Source organism: Trinickia sp. EG282A, from assembly GCF_040965455.1.
In the GTDB taxonomy this organism is placed as follows: Bacteria; Pseudomonadota; Gammaproteobacteria; order Burkholderiales; family Burkholderiaceae; genus Trinickia; species Trinickia symbiotica.
On sequence record NZ_JBFRCC010000005.1, the window covers coordinates 525,953 to 542,375 of the forward strand.

Genomic DNA, 16,423 nt, shown 5'->3' on the forward strand with positions numbered 1-16,423 from the left:
GAGAGTATCAAAGCCGTAATCATGCGTTTGCGTCGCGCGGCATCGATACGCGCTCGAGCAGCGTCATCGGTCTCAGCCGACGCACGGTTTCCATCTGCCCGGCGTCGCGGACGAACAACGAGCCTGCGAAGCCCAGCGCGTTGATCGACACGCCGTCGGCGCATTCGGCCCGGCGCGGCACGACCAGCATCCATCGTGGCGTCAGCAGCAGATTGTAAGGGCTGGCTTGGCGCGCGGGCGCGCCAGGGCCGGACTTATCGATGAGCCCGAGGGCTTCCATGAGCCGTAAGTACAGGTCTAGGGCGGCAACCGGCGCGGGGGCGGGGGGGAGTGGCGCGAACGCATGCATGAACGGCAGGCCGTCGAGAGCGGTGACGTCGGCCCCCTTGGCGAGCGCGGCCGAGACGAGCGGTTCGATCGGCAGGGACGGGCTCTGGGCATCGGCTGCCAGCGGCAACGGCACGAGCTGCATATGCTTGTGTCGCTGACTGGCGCCGGCCGCCTCGCCGCCGTTGTAGAACCCGAGCGCCCCTGAGCTGGATGCCGGCGAGCCGGGCGGCCGCACGCCGGGCGGCTCGAACTGCGTAAGGCAAGCCAACCAGGCGGTGAAGTCGTCGATGTTGAGCAAAGCTTCCTGTTCCTCGAAAGCGCGCGTGACGATCAAAAGGTGATGATCGATGACGTTGAACTTATTGAGCAAAGCGACGTGCGTCGGCGTAATGTCAGCGACGAAAAGGTCCGGGTCGTACGGCAGAAATGGGTCGACCCGTGGCGAGGGCGAATTTGTCGCATGGTCGCCACGCTCGCGCGTTTTTCGGGCGAGGCTCGATACTTGGCGTACCAAGAAGCGCACCGCGCCATCGTCGAGTGCGATCGATGCCGTTTCGATCGGCCGAAGCGCGCCGCATTCGAGCGCGTGTGCGGTTCGGCGCACAATCGCCGACAAAAGCGTATTGGGCGTCAGCAGCGAAGACATAATCGAATCGTTCCGCGGTGTCTTTCAACGGCGATATTGTGGCGCAGAAGGCCGGGCCGTACTTCATATCATCGGTTCATGAATACGTTGATCCGGGCCGAGCAGCCCGGATTTGTTTTTGAAGCACGTGGGCATGGGCTTTGCACCAAATAGGTCCGAGTCTAATGGGGGACGGGGCGTCTTCGCGCAGGCGGGGCGATTCCACGGGTTACCGAGCAGATGACAATCGAACTCAATGAACCGTTGCATGTCATCGGGCGTCGCCGTGCGACGTTCCAGTCGCTTTATCCATGCGCGCTTGTTTACCTCGACCCCGGTGCCGGCGCGAGCCCGAACAGCCGAAGCAAGGATCCGTCCGCGTACGTGCGCCAGGCCGTTGGCCTGAACAAGTCGCTGCTCTACGCCGGGCTGCCGCGCCTGACCGTCTACACGAACGAAGTCGAGGCCGTTCGCCGCATGCTTGCCGATATGGCGGACGAGGACGCACGCCCCGTCGTGCAGGCACTCGAGATTGCGCACCGGGATCTGCCGAAAAGCACCCCATTCTATGCCGCCCATTTCAAGTTCGATTTGATGATTCAGGCGGCCAAGAGCCTGCCGAAAGATGCGCTTTTTCTGCTGCTCGATACGGACATGGTCGCCATGCATCCCCTCGACGCGGCACTCATCACGCGCTGTGCATGGCTCGGCGTCGGCGCCTTCGATATTTCCGATCAAGTCTTTCCCGCCTACGGCAGCGCGCGTGTCATTGCCGATCTTGAGAGGGTGGCTGGCCGTCCGCTCGGAAATCCGCGATGGTATGGCGGGGAATTTTTGCTATGTACCACTGAATTTCTTACCCGACTCATCGAGCGGGCTATGCCGTGCTTCACGCGCTACCTTGCGGAAATTCGCCATCTCCATCACCACGGCGATGAAGCGTTCATCTCCGCAGCGCTTTCTCTGCTCGAGCAGGAAGGTCAGGCGATCGTCGACGTCGGCGCTTATCAGGCAGTGGGCCGCCATTGGCCGGGCAACACGCATCGGAATCTTTACTGGTTCAGCCGATGTTCGTTCCTGCATTTGCCGGGCAGTAAGTCCGTCATCGAACGAGAGGCACGGCACCGGGATTTCTGTCCGCCGCGCGTGTGGCGCGTCGTCGCGGCGCAGCATCGAAAGGGGCAGCTGCGCTGGGCCCTCAAGATCATGTTCGACGATAGGTTGAAGCGGCGCCTGCGCGGGATTTTCTCGCGCTTTCGTCGGCAGAAAGTGGACGAAGGGCTCGAAGCGGCGGAACGCGATGCATCGGGTAATGCGTGAGGGCACCGCGCGTTATTCGCCGAAGAGGCTGTGGATGTCCTTTGCGTCGTCGGACTCAGAGACGTTATATTCGGCGCGGGCTGCTCGAAGCACTTCTTCGACGACGCGCTGGTAGCCGACAGCGTTGCCGAAGTGCTTCATTGTCCAGTTGCAGCCCGTCGCGTCGGGCTCCTGTTTTTGAGGGCGCGGCACCTGGATCTTCACGCCGTCTTCGACGATTTCATGCACGCGGTGGATGCGGCGGCTCACTTCCTCTTGCAGCCGCGACGCGTTGAGTGTTTTGCGGATCATGATGGTGTCCTTCCAAATGCGCGTTGGTACGCGTATTTTAGCTGCCTCCACCTGCCATGGTCGGTAGGAGAATCCGGTAGACATGAATCATCGCGGGCCCAAGCAAAACGGTGAGGAGCGCAGGGAAGATGCAAAAGGCAAGTGGCAAAAGCAGCTTGAGCGCGATTTTCGCCGCCTGCTCTTCTGCCCGCATGCGGCGCCGCGTGCGCAGGGTGTCGGAGAGCACTCGCAGAGAATCGGCAATGCTCGTGCCGAAGCGTTCTGCCTGAATCAACATTGTGGTGAACGAATCAATATCCTCGACGCCCGTTCGCAGTGAAAGGTTGCGCAATGCCTTTTCGCGCGAGAAACCGGAACGCTGCTCGAGCAGCAAAAGGTCGAACTCGTTCGCCACGACTTCGCTGCGGAGTTTGATTTCTTCTGCCACACGCATGATGCCGGCGTCGAGGCTTAGCCCGGCTTCGATGCAAACAGTCAGGAGGTCTAGTGCATCAGGAAAGTCTTCGAAAATCGTGCGCTGGCGCGATGTCACGCGGCGGCTCACCACGCCGTTTGGCAGATAGTAGCCGATTCCTCCGAGCCCGATTAGCGCGGCGGAGAGCCACAGCGGTTCTGTGGCGAGCGATGTGCGCAGGAGCCACGCCAGCGCGAAGAGTGGCAAGGCAAGCGCGAGCAGAGTTTTCGCGGCAAAATAGACTGCTGCCGCGTTGGGCGATCGCCAGCCTGCGTTCATCAGTTGCACTCGCAACGCCGAGTTCTCCCAGCCCTCTTTGGGAATCGACAGCTTCGCGATCGGTTGCGAGATCTGCGCGATTTTCTCGAGCCATGCAGCGCTTGCCGAGTCGGTTTCTGTCGGCGTTGCACTGCGGGCCATGCCACCTGCCTGCTCAACGCGCCGTCGCATGTCTCTGGGAGCGAACAATAGCATCGCTCCCAATACACCAGCGAACACGAAGGCAAAAATACCGACCATTAGCAGTACGTTCATGGCATTGGCCGAATCCATAGTGCGTCTCCTTCATGTCTAATACGGCTCCAGTGCGAATGCACTTCGGCGGTCATACCCGGATCCTGATGATCTTGCGCATCGAGATTACGCCGAGCAGCATCAATACAAGCATGACGCCGACCACTCTCGCGCCCAGCTCATCCGTCCAGAGCACCTCGAGGAACTGCGGGTTCAGGGCGAACATGGCGCCTGCAGTGATAAAAGGCAGCAGTCCAAGCACCCATGCCGACAACTTGCCTTCAGCTGACAAGACCCGGACTTTATCGAACAACTTGAAGCGCTCGCGAATGAGCAACGCAATACCGTCCAGCACTTCGGCGAGGTTGCCACCGGTCTCGCGCTGGATAAGCACTGCAATGACGAAGTAGCGTAAGTCGCGAATTGGCACGCGTTTCGCCAGATTCGTCAAGGCGTCGTTGAGCGGCACGCCATAGTTGATTTCGTCGAACATGATGCGGAATTCGCCGGCCATCGGCTCGGGGAACTCGGCGCTTACCATACCGACCGCACTAGGAAAAGAGTGGCCGGCGCGAAGCGCGCGACTGATCGTATCGGCCGCATCAGGCAGTTGACGTTCGAGCTTCAACAGCCGTTTGCTGCGCTTTCGGTTTACGTAGAGATAGGGCAGCGAGCCGGACGAAAGCGCGACGGTGACCGCAATTGCGAACGGCACCGGCGTAAATATGAAGACGGCAAGCACGATGACCGGAATCGCGCAACTTGTGAACACTAGCCGGGAGGCAGACCAGTTAAGACCGGATTGCTGAATCAACAGATCTAGCAAGTGGATGCGCGGCATGCGCATCAACAGCTTCTCGAGGGAGCTCGATTCGCGCAACATGCGGTCCTTGAGGATCGTCAGGCGCTCCCTTTGAAGCTGTCCGCCGGCGGACAAGGCGCGGATGCGCGATTCGATCCGCTTTGCGGCCGGACCATGCCGGCTGTTCCACCACAGGTAGCCACCTTCGATTGCGAGCACGATCGCGACGAAAAGCAAGATGATAAACGCATAGAAGATCGGGTCCATACAGGGTCTCCTTCAGTCCTCGGCGGTTCGCCGAAAGACGCGGTTGGAGGTCACGCGGCTTCGAATCGACGCGCGGGATCGAACATATCGTCGGGCAGCTTGATGCCGAAAGCCTGCAGGCGCTCGACGAATTTGGGCCGCACTCCAGTCGCGCAGAAGTAGCCTCGAACGCCGCCCGTCTGATCGACCCCTGTTCGCTTGAACGCAAACACCTCCTGCATGTTGATGATCTCGCCCTCCATCCCAGTGATCTCCTGAATGCTGACGATCTTGCGTTTGCCGTCGTTAAGCCGCGTTGCCTGGACGACGACCGAGATCGCGGATGCGATCTGCTGGCGCATTGTTTTGGGCGGTAGCGACATGCCGCCAAGGTTGATCATGTTTTCGAGCCGTGTCAGCGCATCGCGCGGCGTATTGGCGTGGATCGTTGCCAACGATCCCTCGTGGCCCGTATTCATCGCGGCCAGCATATCGAGCGCTTCCGCACCACGCACCTCGCCGAGTATGATGCGATCTGGTCGCATGCGCAGCGCATTGCGGACGAGCGTTCGTTGCGTGATCTCGCCGCGACCCTCGATGTTAGGCGGGCGCGTCTCGAGCCTAAGCACGTGGGGTTGGCGCAACTGCAACTCAGCCGCGTCTTCGATGGTGACTATCCGCTCGTCGCCTGGGATATAGCCTGAAAGAATGTTGAGCAGCGTCGTTTTCCCACTGCCGGTGCCGCCGGATATAAGGATGTTCACCTTGGCGCGCGCAAGCGCATCGAGCAGCTCGGCCATCGGCGGCGTAAACGTATGCAGCCGGATCAGGTCCGAGACCTGCAGTGGATTGACCGCAAAGCGCCGGATCGAAACGAGCGGGCCGTCGATCGCGGACGGCGGAATGATTGCGTTGACGCGCGAGCCGTCAGGCAGGCGCGCGTCGACCATCGGGCTTGATTCGTCGATGCGCCGTCCCACGCGAGACACGATCTTTTCGATGACCTTCATCAGATGCGCATCGTCGTAGAACGTCACGTCGGTCAGCTCGAGCTTGCCCTTACGTTCAACGTAAGTTTGCTTTGCCGTGTTGACGAGAATGTCAGAGACCGTCGGGTCGCGAAGGAGAACTTCAAGCGGACCGAAGCCGAACATCTCGTCGTACACGTCAATGACTAGTTGCTTTCTCTCACCGTCGTTGGCAGGCGCTTTATCTTCTTCGAGAATGTGCGCGATGAGCGCACCGATCTCCTGGCGGACTTGGTCGGACGGCATCCGGGAGAGGCGTTCCAGCTCGACATGATCCAGCACGGCCTGATGCACATCGCGCTTCAGCTTCTGATATGCGCCGAGCGCCATGCAGTTCGGTGAGACGGGGCCGCCGCCGCGCTCGCTGAGCGGTTGTTTGAACTGGCCGGATATCTGCTCACGCAGCGACATGATTATCTCCTTACCTACGCTTACATGGCTTTGAGCTTGGGTGCCGCGCTGCGGCCGAAGAGCCGCAGTTTGCCGGACTCACTGCGCATGCGACCACGAGCATGTGCCGGAGCCTCGGAGACGATGTTCGCCGCGAGTTGCTGGAGCGCGCGCGCCACCGGAGAGCTCCGCTTGATTTCGGATATCGGGACTCCCTCGTTCAATGCATCACTGACAACGTCGTCTTCAGGGAGCACTTGGTAGGGCGCCATGGCGAGGACTTCCTCGAGGGTTGCGCGCGCTCGCTCGCCGCGCCGGGTGTAGCGATTCAGCAGGAGCCGGACGCGGTCCGCCGGGTAACCGAGCGACGCGAGGATGTCCTGCAGGCGTCGGCCTGCGCGGACATGCGGCATACTCGCCTGCAGAACGACATGGATTTCATTGCTTCGGTCGAGCGCGAGCATCGAAAGCTGATTGATGGACTGGCCAAGATCGAAGACGACGAACTCGTAGCGCGGAATGGCGACGCCGACAATCCATTCGAGCCGCTCGATACTGATATCGGCCGCTCTCACGGGATCACCCGCGCCAGCGAGCACATGGAACGTGTCGCTAATGTGCATGACGCTCGCGTCAAGGAACGCGGAGTCCATGCGCTCGATGTGTGCGCATGCGGATGGCAGGGTCGAGGTGGGCTTTTCGTTGGTGACAAGAAATGCCGCATCACCGTAAAGTTGATTGAGATCGACAAGCAGGACGCGCTTTTTCCAACCGACGGAAATCGCGTGAGCGACGTTGGTCGCAATCAGGGTCGTTCCCGTGCCGCCTTTACACGACATGAACGACACGATCCGGCTTTTCTTGCCACCGCGCGCGGCCACTTTCCCTGCCGCGCGATCAAGCGCCTCAGCAAGCGAGCGCTGATCGAGCGGCCATGGGAGAGCGTCGCGAAAGCCCGCGCGCATTGCGGCGATCAACGTCTGCGGCGAAGCTTCGGCAGTCACGAGGATACATGTGAGGCGCTCATATCGGTGAGAGAGCTCGCTGACAACAGTCAGTTCCGCGTCGTCGAGTGATGACGCATCGACGATGAGGACATCGAACGATTCGAGACTGTCGCCGCGCTGCGCAAGCTGAGACGGGGCGCCCACGGTTCGCGTCGTCCGATAGCTTCCGCAATCACCGATGAGGCGTACAATTTGCGCAAGCCGCGATGCGTCTTTTGAAATACTTAGGATGTCGATCATGGTCGTTTGGCACCGCTGATGGATTATTGGCACACGGATCCGCCCGTCGAACTCGTCAGACTTTCACGCGGAAGGGCGGTCGAGAACGGCGGCAGCGCCATCGAGATCGGCACGAACGGAATGAGCGTATTGACGGTCAATCCCGTGTAGCCGACGGTTACGAAAGTGCAGTTCGAGGCGTCGCAGCCGCTAGGCGTGTAGGTGACCTGAATATTGCTGTCGGCAAGAAGCGGTAGCAGTCGCTCCATCTTGGTTTTGACGATGGCGGCTCCCACGTCGCAGACCGCTGCCACGCGTGCACCGAGCCGCGCTGCTTCCGTGGCGGTGTTCCAATAAAAAAGGACGCGTGAGAATTCCATGATGCCGATTAGCACGCTGACAAGGACCGCCACGGCGATTGCCATTTCGACGATCGCCGCGCCGCGCTGATTTCGACGACTTCTAACCCTGCGTTGGACGTTCATGACTGCCTCATTACGACCGATATGTCGCCAAACGTCAGTCCGAACAGTCTGAACCACGACTGAATAGGCGAATAGTTGTAGCCCGTGATCTTCACTTCCACAAAATTGACCACTCCCACGGGAGAAGAACTCGTCGAATCGTTGTTGGACTTGTCGTAGACGGGATAGCTTGAAATTTGGGTGCAGGCGACATTCGATGTGCTCAGGCCGGGTGCCACCGGCGTTAACGTTCCGGCGCATTTCGTCTGGGTCGAATCAAGTGTCGCACTTCCATAGGCTGCGAGACACTGCGCTGATTTGACGGATGAGCTGTAATTGCCGTCGTCCGGTGAATACTGCGACAAATAGCGTGCGGCAACACGGGCAGATTTAGTGAGCGTCTCATATTCATATAAAGCGCGACCGAGCTCCACCATGCCGCTAAAAAGCGTAATCAAAAGTGAAAGAACAATTGCGAGCTCGACGAGCGCGGCACCGCCCGCTCGCTTGACCATCCCAGTGACCCGGCAGCGCTTCATGGCTGGCTCCTATTGGATCAGTACAGGGACGAGCGGCGCGTTCGTCGTGGACGTCGTCCCCGGGACCCCGCCGGATCTACAAGGGCTGCCGGGATCGTCGGCGAGACCGCGATACTCGAGATGTACCGCGTTGCTGTTGCCGCCTTGCTGCAAAGGGTCAAGCATGAGGACGCAGGCCCAACGCGTAAGCGTCGCGTGTGAGGACGAGTTCATCGTAGTGCAGTTGACCATCGGCGCGGCCGCCAGCCGCCGGCTCGCCCCGCTTTGATAAACGGTGGAAGAAATCGCTGGAGTACCTTTGTTACCCTCGCTGGTGTTCAATCCGCTCGCGGCATCACCCTGATAACCATCATGATTCGCCATGGCAGTCTTATAATTGTCGACCCCAGCGACCGAGCTGGAGCCGTCGTACGCGTCGAAAGCCGGTTTCCAATTGCTCGACGTATACGCATATCCAGTGAAGTCCGGCGTGCCAAGGTTTTTGTTGTTATACACAATTCCGAAGCGGCTGTTATATGCCTTCCAGGCAGATGCAATGTTTCCGTTTTGGCCGATTTGTGTACCGGTGGCGGGTACACCGCATGCGGAACCGCTCAATTGAGCAGCGAGGCAGCTTGCGCCGTTGGTGCAATTCGGATCCAAGTTGGCCCACCCGAACATGCCCTGCGTGTAAGAATTGGCGCTGATAATGTTCGACGTCAGCCACGTGCCTTTTAGATAAGGGCTCGGGCCACCAGGATCGCATATGAAGACGGGCAGGGCGCATGTTGATTGCGAACTGCCATTCGTCGCTACGGCTCTTGCAGAAACGGAGGCGGGACCAACGTTTGTGCCAGGCAATATGTTGAGTACTTGAATCAACCAATTCGCAATGTTGGGTAGCGAATTCGTGCATTGCACATACTTGGCTTGGCTAGGCGTCATGCCCGTCCAGCTCGAGAACGGACCGCTTGACGTTGTGGCGTAAGTCACACTCGTATTGACGGTCATCGAGACAGGTGCGGACTGGAAGGACGCGAGGTTGATATGGCCTGCGGCGATACCAGCTGCTTCAGACACGGAAAGCGAAGTCACGCCGTCGAGATCGCGCGCAGCCGCGAGCGCGCAGGAGTCGGCGCTGTTTTGCAGCTCGCTCTTTGCGACATACAGCTTGCCGAGATCGAGCGCGAGCCCGACAAAAGCGATCAGCACGATCATCGACAGCGCGACGAGTACCAGCGTGGCGCCACCCTCGCGACAACGACGAGTTGTGCCGCGCATGCGTGGTTGGGTTTTGAGACGCATCATGACCTCCCGGCCGTACGACTGTCACTGTCCGCCGATGAAGAACTGGGTGACGGCCGGCGGTGGCGTTTCGAATGACTTGTTATACGCGTCCACGGCAGAGACGGCGGCCCTGCCATCGACGCCAGGTCTGGAGGGGTTGTGCTCACCCGCATTGGGATCGATGATTTGCGCCTGAGCGACGGCCCGGGCGGCCTCGCCAAAGTGCTTATCCCAGATGGGCGTGCTTGTCATACAGCCGCCGAGAATGCCGCTCGCGAGCGCAAATGCGATAGAGCGAAGCGCGAATGCAGCGCGATCGAGTTTCATGAAAGTTCTCCTTGCATCAGGTCACTGCTTCGCTTGCCCGTTCGCCGCACTTGAAACCGTGAGCGCGCGCGTCGCATCGGTCTGCTTTGCGATTCGCGCAGCGGCTGCCTCGATCCGCGCTATGCGTGTCGCCTGATCCTCGGTATTCGGCGGTGAAGGCACTCGTGGATTCGCATGCTGGGCGGCCGGCTTCGTCGGTTGCATCGGTCGCGGCAACTCGCGCGACGAAATCACGTCGGAACGGACTTCGCTCGTACGGGCCGGCTCACGAGGTACGAGGAGCGACTCTTCCGCTTTGGTCGGCGAAGCTGGCACTGGCGTGGGCGAGGGCACCGTCGTCTGCGAATCCATCTGAGCGGGCGACACCTTTGGCGAATCGTCGGGCGTACTGGTCGAACTGTTTGGCGCGTTGAGCGGAGGCACCGTCGGCTTGACGCGTTCCCCGCCTCTGCCTTCCATGTTGCCGGTTGCAAAAATGTCAGCGGAGTTCGGTTGCACGAAGCTGTCCGTCGGCAAGGGATAGTTGCTGTTCGGCAACGGCTTGACGAGATGCGGCGTTATAACAAAAACGAGTTCAGTGCGGTCCTGCTGGAAATTGGTGCTTCGCATCAGCGCGCCAATGACTGGCAACTCACCCAGACCGGGGAAGGCCTTCAAGGCGCCCGTAATGTTGTTGCTGATGAGTCCTCCGATCGCGAACGACTCGCCGTCGCTCATCTGCACGGTCGTCGATGCTCGACGCGTATTGATGAGTGGCAGAATCGCCGTGGTGCTGGACCCCGTTGCGCTGACGGTCACGCCGGTTGGCGAAAGTTCCGATACCTCAGGGGACACCTTCAGATTGATGCGCCCGTTTCCAAGCACAGTCGGCGTGAACTTCAGCCCCACGCCGAACTCCTCCTCCTGTAGCGTAATGGTGGTCCCGCCGTTGGAATTGCTCTGCGGGACGGGGATGAACACCCGGCCACCGGCGAGGAATGACGCTTCCTGACCGCTGACCGTGACGAGATTCGGCTCGGCAAGAATCTTTGTGAGCTGATCGGTTTTTTGCGCGTCAATGGCTGCCGACAACGGCAGGTGGTTGGACTTGCTCGCGGCAATGACGGATTGTCCCCCGGTTAGCAGCGTTGTCGCCAGCGCCGCAGTCCATGAGCCAAAACCGCCTTGAAGATTGAGCTGCGATCCGAGTTGATCGACGAGCGTCTTGGCGACTTCCGCAACCTTGACTTCCAGCATCACCTGCTGGGGCGAGTCGACTGCCATCATATTGATGACACTTGGTCCGGCCTGCTGGCTCGAGCCTGCGTAGGCGTGGGCGATTTCCATCGCCTGTTGGGCGGCGCTAGCGCTCGATACGCGGCCCGCGAGCACTAGGTTTCCGGCTGCGCCCGACACGCGAATACCACGCTCTTCGGGCATGAGCTGAGAGAGCGATTGTTGCAAGCCGTTTGTGTCGACGCCGACGATCACTTCGAGCATCTGGCATGCGCCGCTTCTGCCCTGAATGATCATATTGGTCGTGCCGACGGCCATGCCGACCACATAGAGCGTGCGCGGCGACACCAGCGTGGCCATCGCGACCGCGGGATTTCCGATCGTGCGGTTGCGGGTCGGCTCGGCAAGCTGCACGAGCGTCGACTTGCCTACTGGCACCACGACGTTTTGCGACTCGTTGATTTCGCCCATGCAGTTGGGCCCGCGCAGTTGCGGTGCGGAGGCCGCCGCATCGGCCGACACGGCTGCGGCCGTGGCGGGAGCGGGGGCAGCGGCAGCAGCAGGGGCCGCGGCGGTCGTCATCGCTCGCATCGGCTTCACAGACTTTGTCACATGCAGCACGGTACCGCCTTCCACCATTACTTGAGCAATGGCAGGCTGAGCAGCCGCGAGGCTCGCCCCAAGCACGGCGGCCGAAATTGCGCTGATATTGCAGCGCCGCCGCGTACGGCCCCGCAGCGCCTTCAGTTTCGTATTCATTTGGTGATGCCCCCCGGTTGTGATGCCTTCACTACATTTGCTTGTGATTCATAGTCGGGCTTGTACTACTGAGTTGGTATGGCGCGCGCCGATCTTCAAGCGCCTTCGCCGCCCGACCTTATAGCGCTAAAAACATTCGAGACTGCCTGCTACGCCTGACAACACGCCCACGCAATCGCGCTTTACCGGCGGCTTCCCCGCGGCGTAATGCACGCGCGCGGGCTTGGCCGGCGCCGGTGGCGGCGCCGGAGGCGCACCGAGCAGCGTGAGCTTCGTCGCGCCGGCCGTTTTTAGCTTGTCGCCGTCGATCTGGTTGCGGAGAACGAGAGAAAGCGTGCCGACGCTGCGGGCGAGATCAAGTTTCTCCGCCTGCTCCGGGCTGACCTGGAGCGTGACGGCGTTGACGACTTTCGGTTGCGTATCGTCGCGGCTCACTTGCTGAGCGACAGCGAGGACGAGGATCCGCTCGAGAACGATCTTTGAGATGCTTTGCTGATCGTTGCCGCCGGGTGCCTGCGTATTGACGATGACGTCGACGTAGTTGCCCGGAAGGGCGAAGCCTGCGACGCCGACGACATCGTTCACGCGCACTGTGATGGCCCGATCGCCCTTGTCGATGACGGCCGAGAGGCCGCCCTTCGTGCCGATGGGGGCAAGCTTAGATTCGAGTACGGGCTCGCCGCGCGCGAGGCTCGTTCTCACCACGCGCCCCTCAAGCGACTTGGTATCAGTGAACGAGCCCGGCGGCACACTGCCCGTCGGCCAATTCACCGTGCGAACGAGGTTCGTATTGAGCGGCTGGCCTAGATTGACGTCGTCGATTGCGACGGCGACAGGTGTTACTGCGCTCGACGAAGTGTGGATGAGCCATTTCGATGCGAACACGACAGCGGCAAGGCCGGCCACCATGGCCATCGCCAGCATGATGAGGGCTCGACTGTTCTTCATTTTAGTACTCCTAACTAGCTAATCCGGTACGCCGGTCGTCTTTGCGTCTAATGTATCGCCGCTAGTGAGCCGGCAGTGTGGCCGTCCGCTCACCCAACTGCGAACTTCTTGCTGTATCTGTTGGCATCGGAGAAGGCGGACAGGTGGCCGTCTGCTCCGATCCGCCGAAGTAACTGTTCCATGCTTCGCGCAATCCGTCGCCGGTCACTTCCCGGGCCGCTGCCCGATAGTCGGCCGATGCGCGGACAAGCTTCAGCAAATCTCGCGGATAGCAGGCGAGCAACGGCTTTCCGCTCGTCATATGCAGTTCGCGCAAGAGGTAATCGAATGCGTCCGTAGCGGTGGTGAGACCGAGGGACGCGCAGCAGTCGTCAAACACGCGCCGATAGTTGTCAAGCGTAAGCGGACCGAAGTGGAGCTTCGATCCTAGCCGGCGCAGGAACGCCTCGTCGCCGATCGCATCGGGGTCGAGATTGCTCGAGAAAACCGGCCATACGTCGAACGGCGCCTGGAAACGGGTGCCCGATTGCAGCGTGAACTGATCGACGCCGCGGTCGAGCGGCATGATCCAGCGATTTAGTAATTCGTGAGCGGCAATGCGCTGACGCCCGAGGTCGTCCACGATATAGAGGCCCATGTTGGCTTTCATGTGGGGGGGGGCCTGATAGAACCCGGCAGCCGCGTCGTAGCGCAGGTCGAGCCCTTCCAGCGTCAGCTCGCCACCCGAGAGGACGACGGGGCGGCGGCAAATGCGCCAACGTTTGTCGCCAGCGACTATGGCTGCCCCGGACGGCGCGTCCTCATGCAGCAGCGGGTCGTATATCTGAACGATTTCACCGCCGACATAGATCGCGTAGGGGATGGGCACATCGCCTTGCAGGAGAAGCCCGAGCCGCTCGGCAAGAAACGTCTTGCCGCTACCGGCCGGCCCATACAGCAGGAGCGGCCGGCCCGCATTGAGGGACGCCGCGGCCGCATCGAGCAGAGCGGGCTGGATAGCGATGCCGCGGAAGGCCGCATGAACGTCGGATTGCGTAATCCGTTGTTTGCTCACGGAATGCTCGCGGACAACCTCGACGTAGGCGTCGTAGGCAATAGGCGCTGGGCCGCAGTAGCTGCATCTCGCGAGCTCTTCGGATGCAACCGTGCGGCCCGCCTCGGTTAGCCGGAAATGCACATCGATATCGGTGGCGCCGCGATGCGTGATCTCAGCGAGATGCTCGTGCACCAGAAATGCGAGCAGATCTTCGAGCACGGCGACGGGGAGACGATGTCGTTGCGACAGGTCGCTGAAGCTCGAGCTGCCGTTTAGAAAGGTCGACTTGAGCACGAGGCGGCCGACGAATACAGCAGGCAGACCGGTATCAGCAATCGTGCGGGGTGCACGTAGCAACCTGCGCGATGCTTCGGAGAGACGCTCACGCGCTGCCGCTACTTGTGAGAGCTGCATGACTTGCGCACCGCTGCCGGTTTCGTTATTGCGTTCGCTCATCTTTCGTCTCCGTCTCGTCGTAGCGAACGGCCTCGATTGGCGCGGTCGTTGCGACGGGCTATCTCACCCAATTGCGGTACTGTTAGGCACTAGGCCGACGCCGACGCAAACAGGACCACTAACGTTCCGGCCGCGATCGCCACGCCGTAAGGGAGCGAGCCGACCGATGCAATGCCGCTGGCTTGCGATGGCATAGCGCTCATACGCCCCTTGCTGCGCACAATGCATTGCAAGTTCGCGATCAACTGTGCGGTGCGTCGCCGGAAGACCACAAAGGCGATCGACCAAATCCCACCTATGACGAAGGTCGCCAGCGCGATGTAGAGAATCATGACCGGACCAACCCATGCGCCGATTGTCAGGAGCAGCTTCACATCACCGGCGGACGTTCCTCGCACGAGGTACAACGGGATCAGCAGAGCGAATCCGGCCATTGCGCCTGAGAGCCACGCGCCGGCTCCAAGAACAAGTCCATGCAGCCAGGCTTGGACGATGAGGGAGACGATCAAGCTCAACCCAAGCACTCGGTTCGGAATGCGGCGCGACGTGATGTCAGTGCTCGCTGTAATGATCGTGAGCAGGGCGACGCAAAGCGGAATCGGTAGCGGCGGCAGTGTGGGGAATTCCATCTCGTGGCCTCGTATTTGTCAGGCCGCCTCAGTGAAGTGCGGCGACGATTTCATCTCGGATGTTTTGGTAAAGGCCCAACACAGCGTTGCCGAAAGTGGCAACGCCCGCGAGCGCGACGAGCGCAATCAGCGAAACCATAAAGGCGTACTCGACCATCGTCGCGCCATCGTCTTCTTTCCATACCTTCGACAGGATTACGCGTAGCGAAAGCATGTCAGCCTCCCCGTAATATCAAACTCGGGGCACCGCGAGAAAATTGGTGCCGGGTGCATCTTTTTTAAAACCGAGAGCCGCTCCCCGTGCCCGGGAAGACGGCTTCCCTGGCCCTCACAGTCAATCACAGGCTGCTCGCGATATCGCTGAAGACGTTATTCAAGTTCGTGCCAATGCTGGTAATTGCAACGATACAGACGATTGCGATGAGCGCGACCATCAACCCATACTCAACCATGGTTGCGCCTTGCTCTTCCCGCTGGAGCGCGTTTGCTCCCTCGATGACGCGCGGGCCATGTGTGAAGGCAAAGCGCTGCAAAGAACGAAATTTTCCTATCACGATCACTCCTTTGTACCCGCATTGATGGGCGATCTACGTCAAAAAGCGGATGCGGACGAAGCGACTGTCACATTCGTCCGCCCCCGGGCGTTAAAGGCTGCTCGCAATGTCGCTGAAAACGTTGTTGAGGCGTGTGCCGATGGTGGTAATCGTAGCGATACAGACGATCGCAATAAGAGCGACCATCAGCCCGTACTCAACCATCGTGGCGCCGTCTTCGTCGCGTACAAAACGTTGTGTTCCAGCGATGAACTTCTTCATTTCGGTTCTCCCTCAGGGTGATTAACAAGATTCCCTCGGCTTTAGGCGTCGGGTTTGCTACTGCAGCTGCTACAAAAGACTACGTTCGTCGGCGCTTAGACGGCGTCAATTCGTCGACAAGGGGGGACGCGCTGTAAGCCTCGCGCCGAATGGGAATGGGCAAGCGCACGAGCGATCTTGCCCCGATGCGCCATGTCGCCTGCGAAGCAGGGACGGTCGCAGCACGGCTCATCGTTCGGAATTTCCGCGGCTAGCCATCGTTTATGCGCGAGGGGCATGGCATCGCTACCGGCAACGCCGCCAGAGAAATGTCGTCTCGATGCACTGTTCGTCATGCCTAAGCCCCCCGGCTTGTGGTTGATTCCTTTGCGCGTCCGGTCGAGACCGGCGCCAAACAGTCAGCCAGCGATGTCACGTTCCGCCACCGTGGTCGTCCCGCCCCTGATGCAAGTCCCTGGCAAGTAGCCACGGCAGCCCTCCCTGGTGATGACAGCGTTCCCGAATCCGTCTGGGATGCCTTCTTCGAGGCGCTCCGCACTGCTGTCTCATCCATCTTTTACATTGCTGGCTTCCGCACCGCAGCGCAACGCAAACGGTATGCCAATGCCCCGCAACACATTGAGATTCAAGGCCGGGGCTTTTTACGCTGCGTTCGGTCGACCCTCTGTCTGTACGAGTTGTCGCAAACTTGCGACGCCGGGAGATCTGTATGGAAATGCGTTATTGCTTCGTCGAAACGCCAGC

18 protein-coding genes are annotated in these 16,423 nt (G+C 60.3%); 1 reads left to right on the forward strand and 17 read right to left on the reverse strand.

The window, feature by feature from the left end; all coding sequences use genetic code 11:
* Nucleotides 1-19: 19 nt before the first annotated feature.
* A complete protein-coding gene (locus AB4Y31_RS25265; RefSeq protein WP_368676376.1) occupies nucleotides 20-976 on the reverse strand; it encodes a phosphorylase in 957 nt (318 codons plus the stop codon).
* A 219-nt stretch (nucleotides 977-1,195) separates the two neighbouring features.
* Between AB4Y31_RS25265 and AB4Y31_RS25270 the strand changes: the two genes are divergently transcribed.
* A complete protein-coding gene (locus AB4Y31_RS25270) occupies nucleotides 1,196-2,275 on the forward strand; it encodes a hypothetical protein (RefSeq protein ID WP_368676377.1) in 1,080 nt (359 codons plus the stop codon).
* Nucleotides 2,276-2,287: 12 nt separating this feature from the next.
* Here AB4Y31_RS25270 and AB4Y31_RS25275 read toward each other — a convergent pair whose 3' ends face one another.
* From AB4Y31_RS25275 to AB4Y31_RS25350, 16 genes are all read right to left on the reverse strand, one after another.
* Nucleotides 2,288-2,566 (reverse strand): hypothetical protein, encoded by a 279-nt coding sequence (locus tag AB4Y31_RS25275; protein ID WP_368676378.1) that lies wholly within the window; start codon nucleotides 2,564-2,566, stop codon nucleotides 2,288-2,290.
* Nucleotides 2,567-2,603: 37 nt separating this feature from the next.
* Nucleotides 2,604-3,572 carry a type II secretion system F family protein gene (locus AB4Y31_RS25280; RefSeq protein ID WP_368676379.1) on the reverse strand — a complete coding sequence of 323 codons (969 nt, stop codon included), beginning with the start codon at nucleotides 3,570-3,572 and terminating at the stop codon, nucleotides 2,604-2,606.
* Between the two features lie 52 nt (nucleotides 3,573-3,624).
* Nucleotides 3,625-4,602: a type II secretion system F family protein gene (locus tag AB4Y31_RS25285; protein WP_368676380.1), complete on the reverse strand. Its 978-nt coding sequence runs from the start codon at nucleotides 4,600-4,602 to the stop codon at nucleotides 3,625-3,627.
* A 50-nt stretch (nucleotides 4,603-4,652) separates the two neighbouring features.
* Nucleotides 4,653-6,020 (reverse strand): CpaF family protein, encoded by a 1,368-nt coding sequence (locus tag AB4Y31_RS25290; RefSeq protein ID WP_368676381.1) that lies wholly within the window; start codon nucleotides 6,018-6,020, stop codon nucleotides 4,653-4,655.
* 20 nt (nucleotides 6,021-6,040) lie between these two features.
* On the reverse strand, nucleotides 6,041-7,246 hold the full coding sequence (locus tag AB4Y31_RS25295; RefSeq protein ID WP_368676382.1) for a CpaE family protein: 1,206 nt from the start codon (nucleotides 7,244-7,246) through the stop codon (nucleotides 6,041-6,043).
* 23 nt (nucleotides 7,247-7,269) lie between these two features.
* Nucleotides 7,270-7,710: a TadE family protein gene (locus AB4Y31_RS25300; RefSeq protein WP_368676383.1), complete on the reverse strand. Its 441-nt coding sequence runs from the start codon at nucleotides 7,708-7,710 to the stop codon at nucleotides 7,270-7,272.
* Nucleotides 7,707-8,228, reverse strand: coding sequence for a TadE/TadG family type IV pilus assembly protein (locus tag AB4Y31_RS25305; protein ID WP_368676384.1), 522 nt, complete (start codon nucleotides 8,226-8,228; stop codon nucleotides 7,707-7,709). The genes AB4Y31_RS25300 and AB4Y31_RS25305 overlap by 4 nt, the downstream gene beginning before the upstream one ends.
* 9 nt (nucleotides 8,229-8,237) lie before the next feature.
* Nucleotides 8,238-9,515 (reverse strand): pilus assembly protein TadG-related protein, encoded by a 1,278-nt coding sequence (locus tag AB4Y31_RS25310; RefSeq protein ID WP_368676385.1) that lies wholly within the window; start codon nucleotides 9,513-9,515, stop codon nucleotides 8,238-8,240.
* Nucleotides 9,516-9,536: 21 nt separating this feature from the next.
* On the reverse strand, nucleotides 9,537-9,821 hold the full coding sequence (locus tag AB4Y31_RS25315; RefSeq protein WP_368676386.1) for a hypothetical protein: 285 nt from the start codon (nucleotides 9,819-9,821) through the stop codon (nucleotides 9,537-9,539).
* A 21-nt stretch (nucleotides 9,822-9,842) separates the two neighbouring features.
* Nucleotides 9,843-11,795, reverse strand: coding sequence for a pilus assembly protein N-terminal domain-containing protein (locus AB4Y31_RS25320; protein WP_368676387.1), 1,953 nt, complete (start codon nucleotides 11,793-11,795; stop codon nucleotides 9,843-9,845).
* Between the two features lie 126 nt (nucleotides 11,796-11,921).
* Complete coding sequence (gene cpaB / locus AB4Y31_RS25325) at nucleotides 11,922-12,743, reverse strand: Flp pilus assembly protein CpaB (RefSeq protein ID WP_368676388.1); 822 nt, start codon at nucleotides 12,741-12,743, stop codon at nucleotides 11,922-11,924.
* Between the two features lie 61 nt (nucleotides 12,744-12,804).
* Nucleotides 12,805-14,193, reverse strand: coding sequence for an ATP-binding protein (locus AB4Y31_RS25330; RefSeq protein ID WP_368676592.1), 1,389 nt, complete (start codon nucleotides 14,191-14,193; stop codon nucleotides 12,805-12,807).
* 131 nt (nucleotides 14,194-14,324) lie between these two features.
* Nucleotides 14,325-14,864: a prepilin peptidase gene (locus AB4Y31_RS25335; protein WP_368676389.1), complete on the reverse strand. Its 540-nt coding sequence runs from the start codon at nucleotides 14,862-14,864 to the stop codon at nucleotides 14,325-14,327.
* Between the two features lie 28 nt (nucleotides 14,865-14,892).
* Nucleotides 14,893-15,078 (reverse strand): Flp family type IVb pilin, encoded by a 186-nt coding sequence (locus AB4Y31_RS25340; protein WP_368676390.1) that lies wholly within the window; start codon nucleotides 15,076-15,078, stop codon nucleotides 14,893-14,895.
* Nucleotides 15,079-15,202: 124 nt separating this feature from the next.
* Nucleotides 15,203-15,361, reverse strand: coding sequence for a Flp family type IVb pilin (locus AB4Y31_RS25345; protein ID WP_368676593.1), 159 nt, complete (start codon nucleotides 15,359-15,361; stop codon nucleotides 15,203-15,205).
* Between the two features lie 147 nt (nucleotides 15,362-15,508).
* On the reverse strand, nucleotides 15,509-15,679 hold the full coding sequence (locus AB4Y31_RS25350) for a Flp family type IVb pilin (protein ID WP_368676391.1): 171 nt from the start codon (nucleotides 15,677-15,679) through the stop codon (nucleotides 15,509-15,511).
* Nucleotides 15,680-16,423 lie beyond the last annotated feature (744 nt).

Bases quoted from the DNA above. Each gene is read 5' to 3' on its own strand.
- AB4Y31_RS25270 (WP_368676377.1), top strand. From the start codon at position 1,196: ATGACAATCGAACTCAATGAACCGTTGCATGTCATCGGGCGTCGCCGT.
- AB4Y31_RS25285 (WP_368676380.1), bottom strand. From the start codon at position 4,602: ATGGACCCGATCTTCTATGCGTTTATCATCTTGCTTTTCGTCGCGATC.
- AB4Y31_RS25340 (WP_368676390.1), bottom strand. From the start codon at position 15,078: ATGCTTTCGCTACGCGTAATCCTGTCGAAGGTATGGAAAGAAGACGAT.
- AB4Y31_RS25320 (WP_368676387.1), bottom strand. From the start codon at position 11,795: ATGAATACGAAACTGAAGGCGCTGCGGGGCCGTACGCGGCGGCGCTGC.
- AB4Y31_RS25290 (WP_368676381.1), bottom strand. From the start codon at position 6,020: ATGTCGCTGCGTGAGCAGATATCCGGCCAGTTCAAACAACCGCTCAGC.
- AB4Y31_RS25275 (WP_368676378.1), bottom strand. From the start codon at position 2,566: ATGATCCGCAAAACACTCAACGCGTCGCGGCTGCAAGAGGAAGTGAGC.
- AB4Y31_RS25265 (WP_368676376.1), bottom strand. From the start codon at position 976: ATGTCTTCGCTGCTGACGCCCAATACGCTTTTGTCGGCGATTGTGCGC.
- AB4Y31_RS25295 (WP_368676382.1), bottom strand. From the start codon at position 7,246: ATGATCGACATCCTAAGTATTTCAAAAGACGCATCGCGGCTTGCGCAA.
- AB4Y31_RS25335 (WP_368676389.1), bottom strand. From the start codon at position 14,864: ATGGAATTCCCCACACTGCCGCCGCTACCGATTCCGCTTTGCGTCGCC.
- cpaB (WP_368676388.1), bottom strand. From the start codon at position 12,743: ATGAAGAACAGTCGAGCCCTCATCATGCTGGCGATGGCCATGGTGGCC.
- AB4Y31_RS25315 (WP_368676386.1), bottom strand. From the start codon at position 9,821: ATGAAACTCGATCGCGCTGCATTCGCGCTTCGCTCTATCGCATTTGCG.
- AB4Y31_RS25310 (WP_368676385.1), bottom strand. From the start codon at position 9,515: ATGATGCGTCTCAAAACCCAACCACGCATGCGCGGCACAACTCGTCGT.
- AB4Y31_RS25280 (WP_368676379.1), bottom strand. From the start codon at position 3,572: ATGGATTCGGCCAATGCCATGAACGTACTGCTAATGGTCGGTATTTTT.
- AB4Y31_RS25330 (WP_368676592.1), bottom strand. From the start codon at position 14,193: ATGCAGCTCTCACAAGTAGCGGCAGCGCGTGAGCGTCTCTCCGAAGCA.
- AB4Y31_RS25300 (WP_368676383.1), bottom strand. From the start codon at position 7,710: ATGAACGTCCAACGCAGGGTTAGAAGTCGTCGAAATCAGCGCGGCGCG.
- AB4Y31_RS25305 (WP_368676384.1), bottom strand. From the start codon at position 8,228: ATGAAGCGCTGCCGGGTCACTGGGATGGTCAAGCGAGCGGGCGGTGCC.
- AB4Y31_RS25350 (WP_368676391.1), bottom strand. From the start codon at position 15,679: ATGAAGAAGTTCATCGCTGGAACACAACGTTTTGTACGCGACGAAGAC.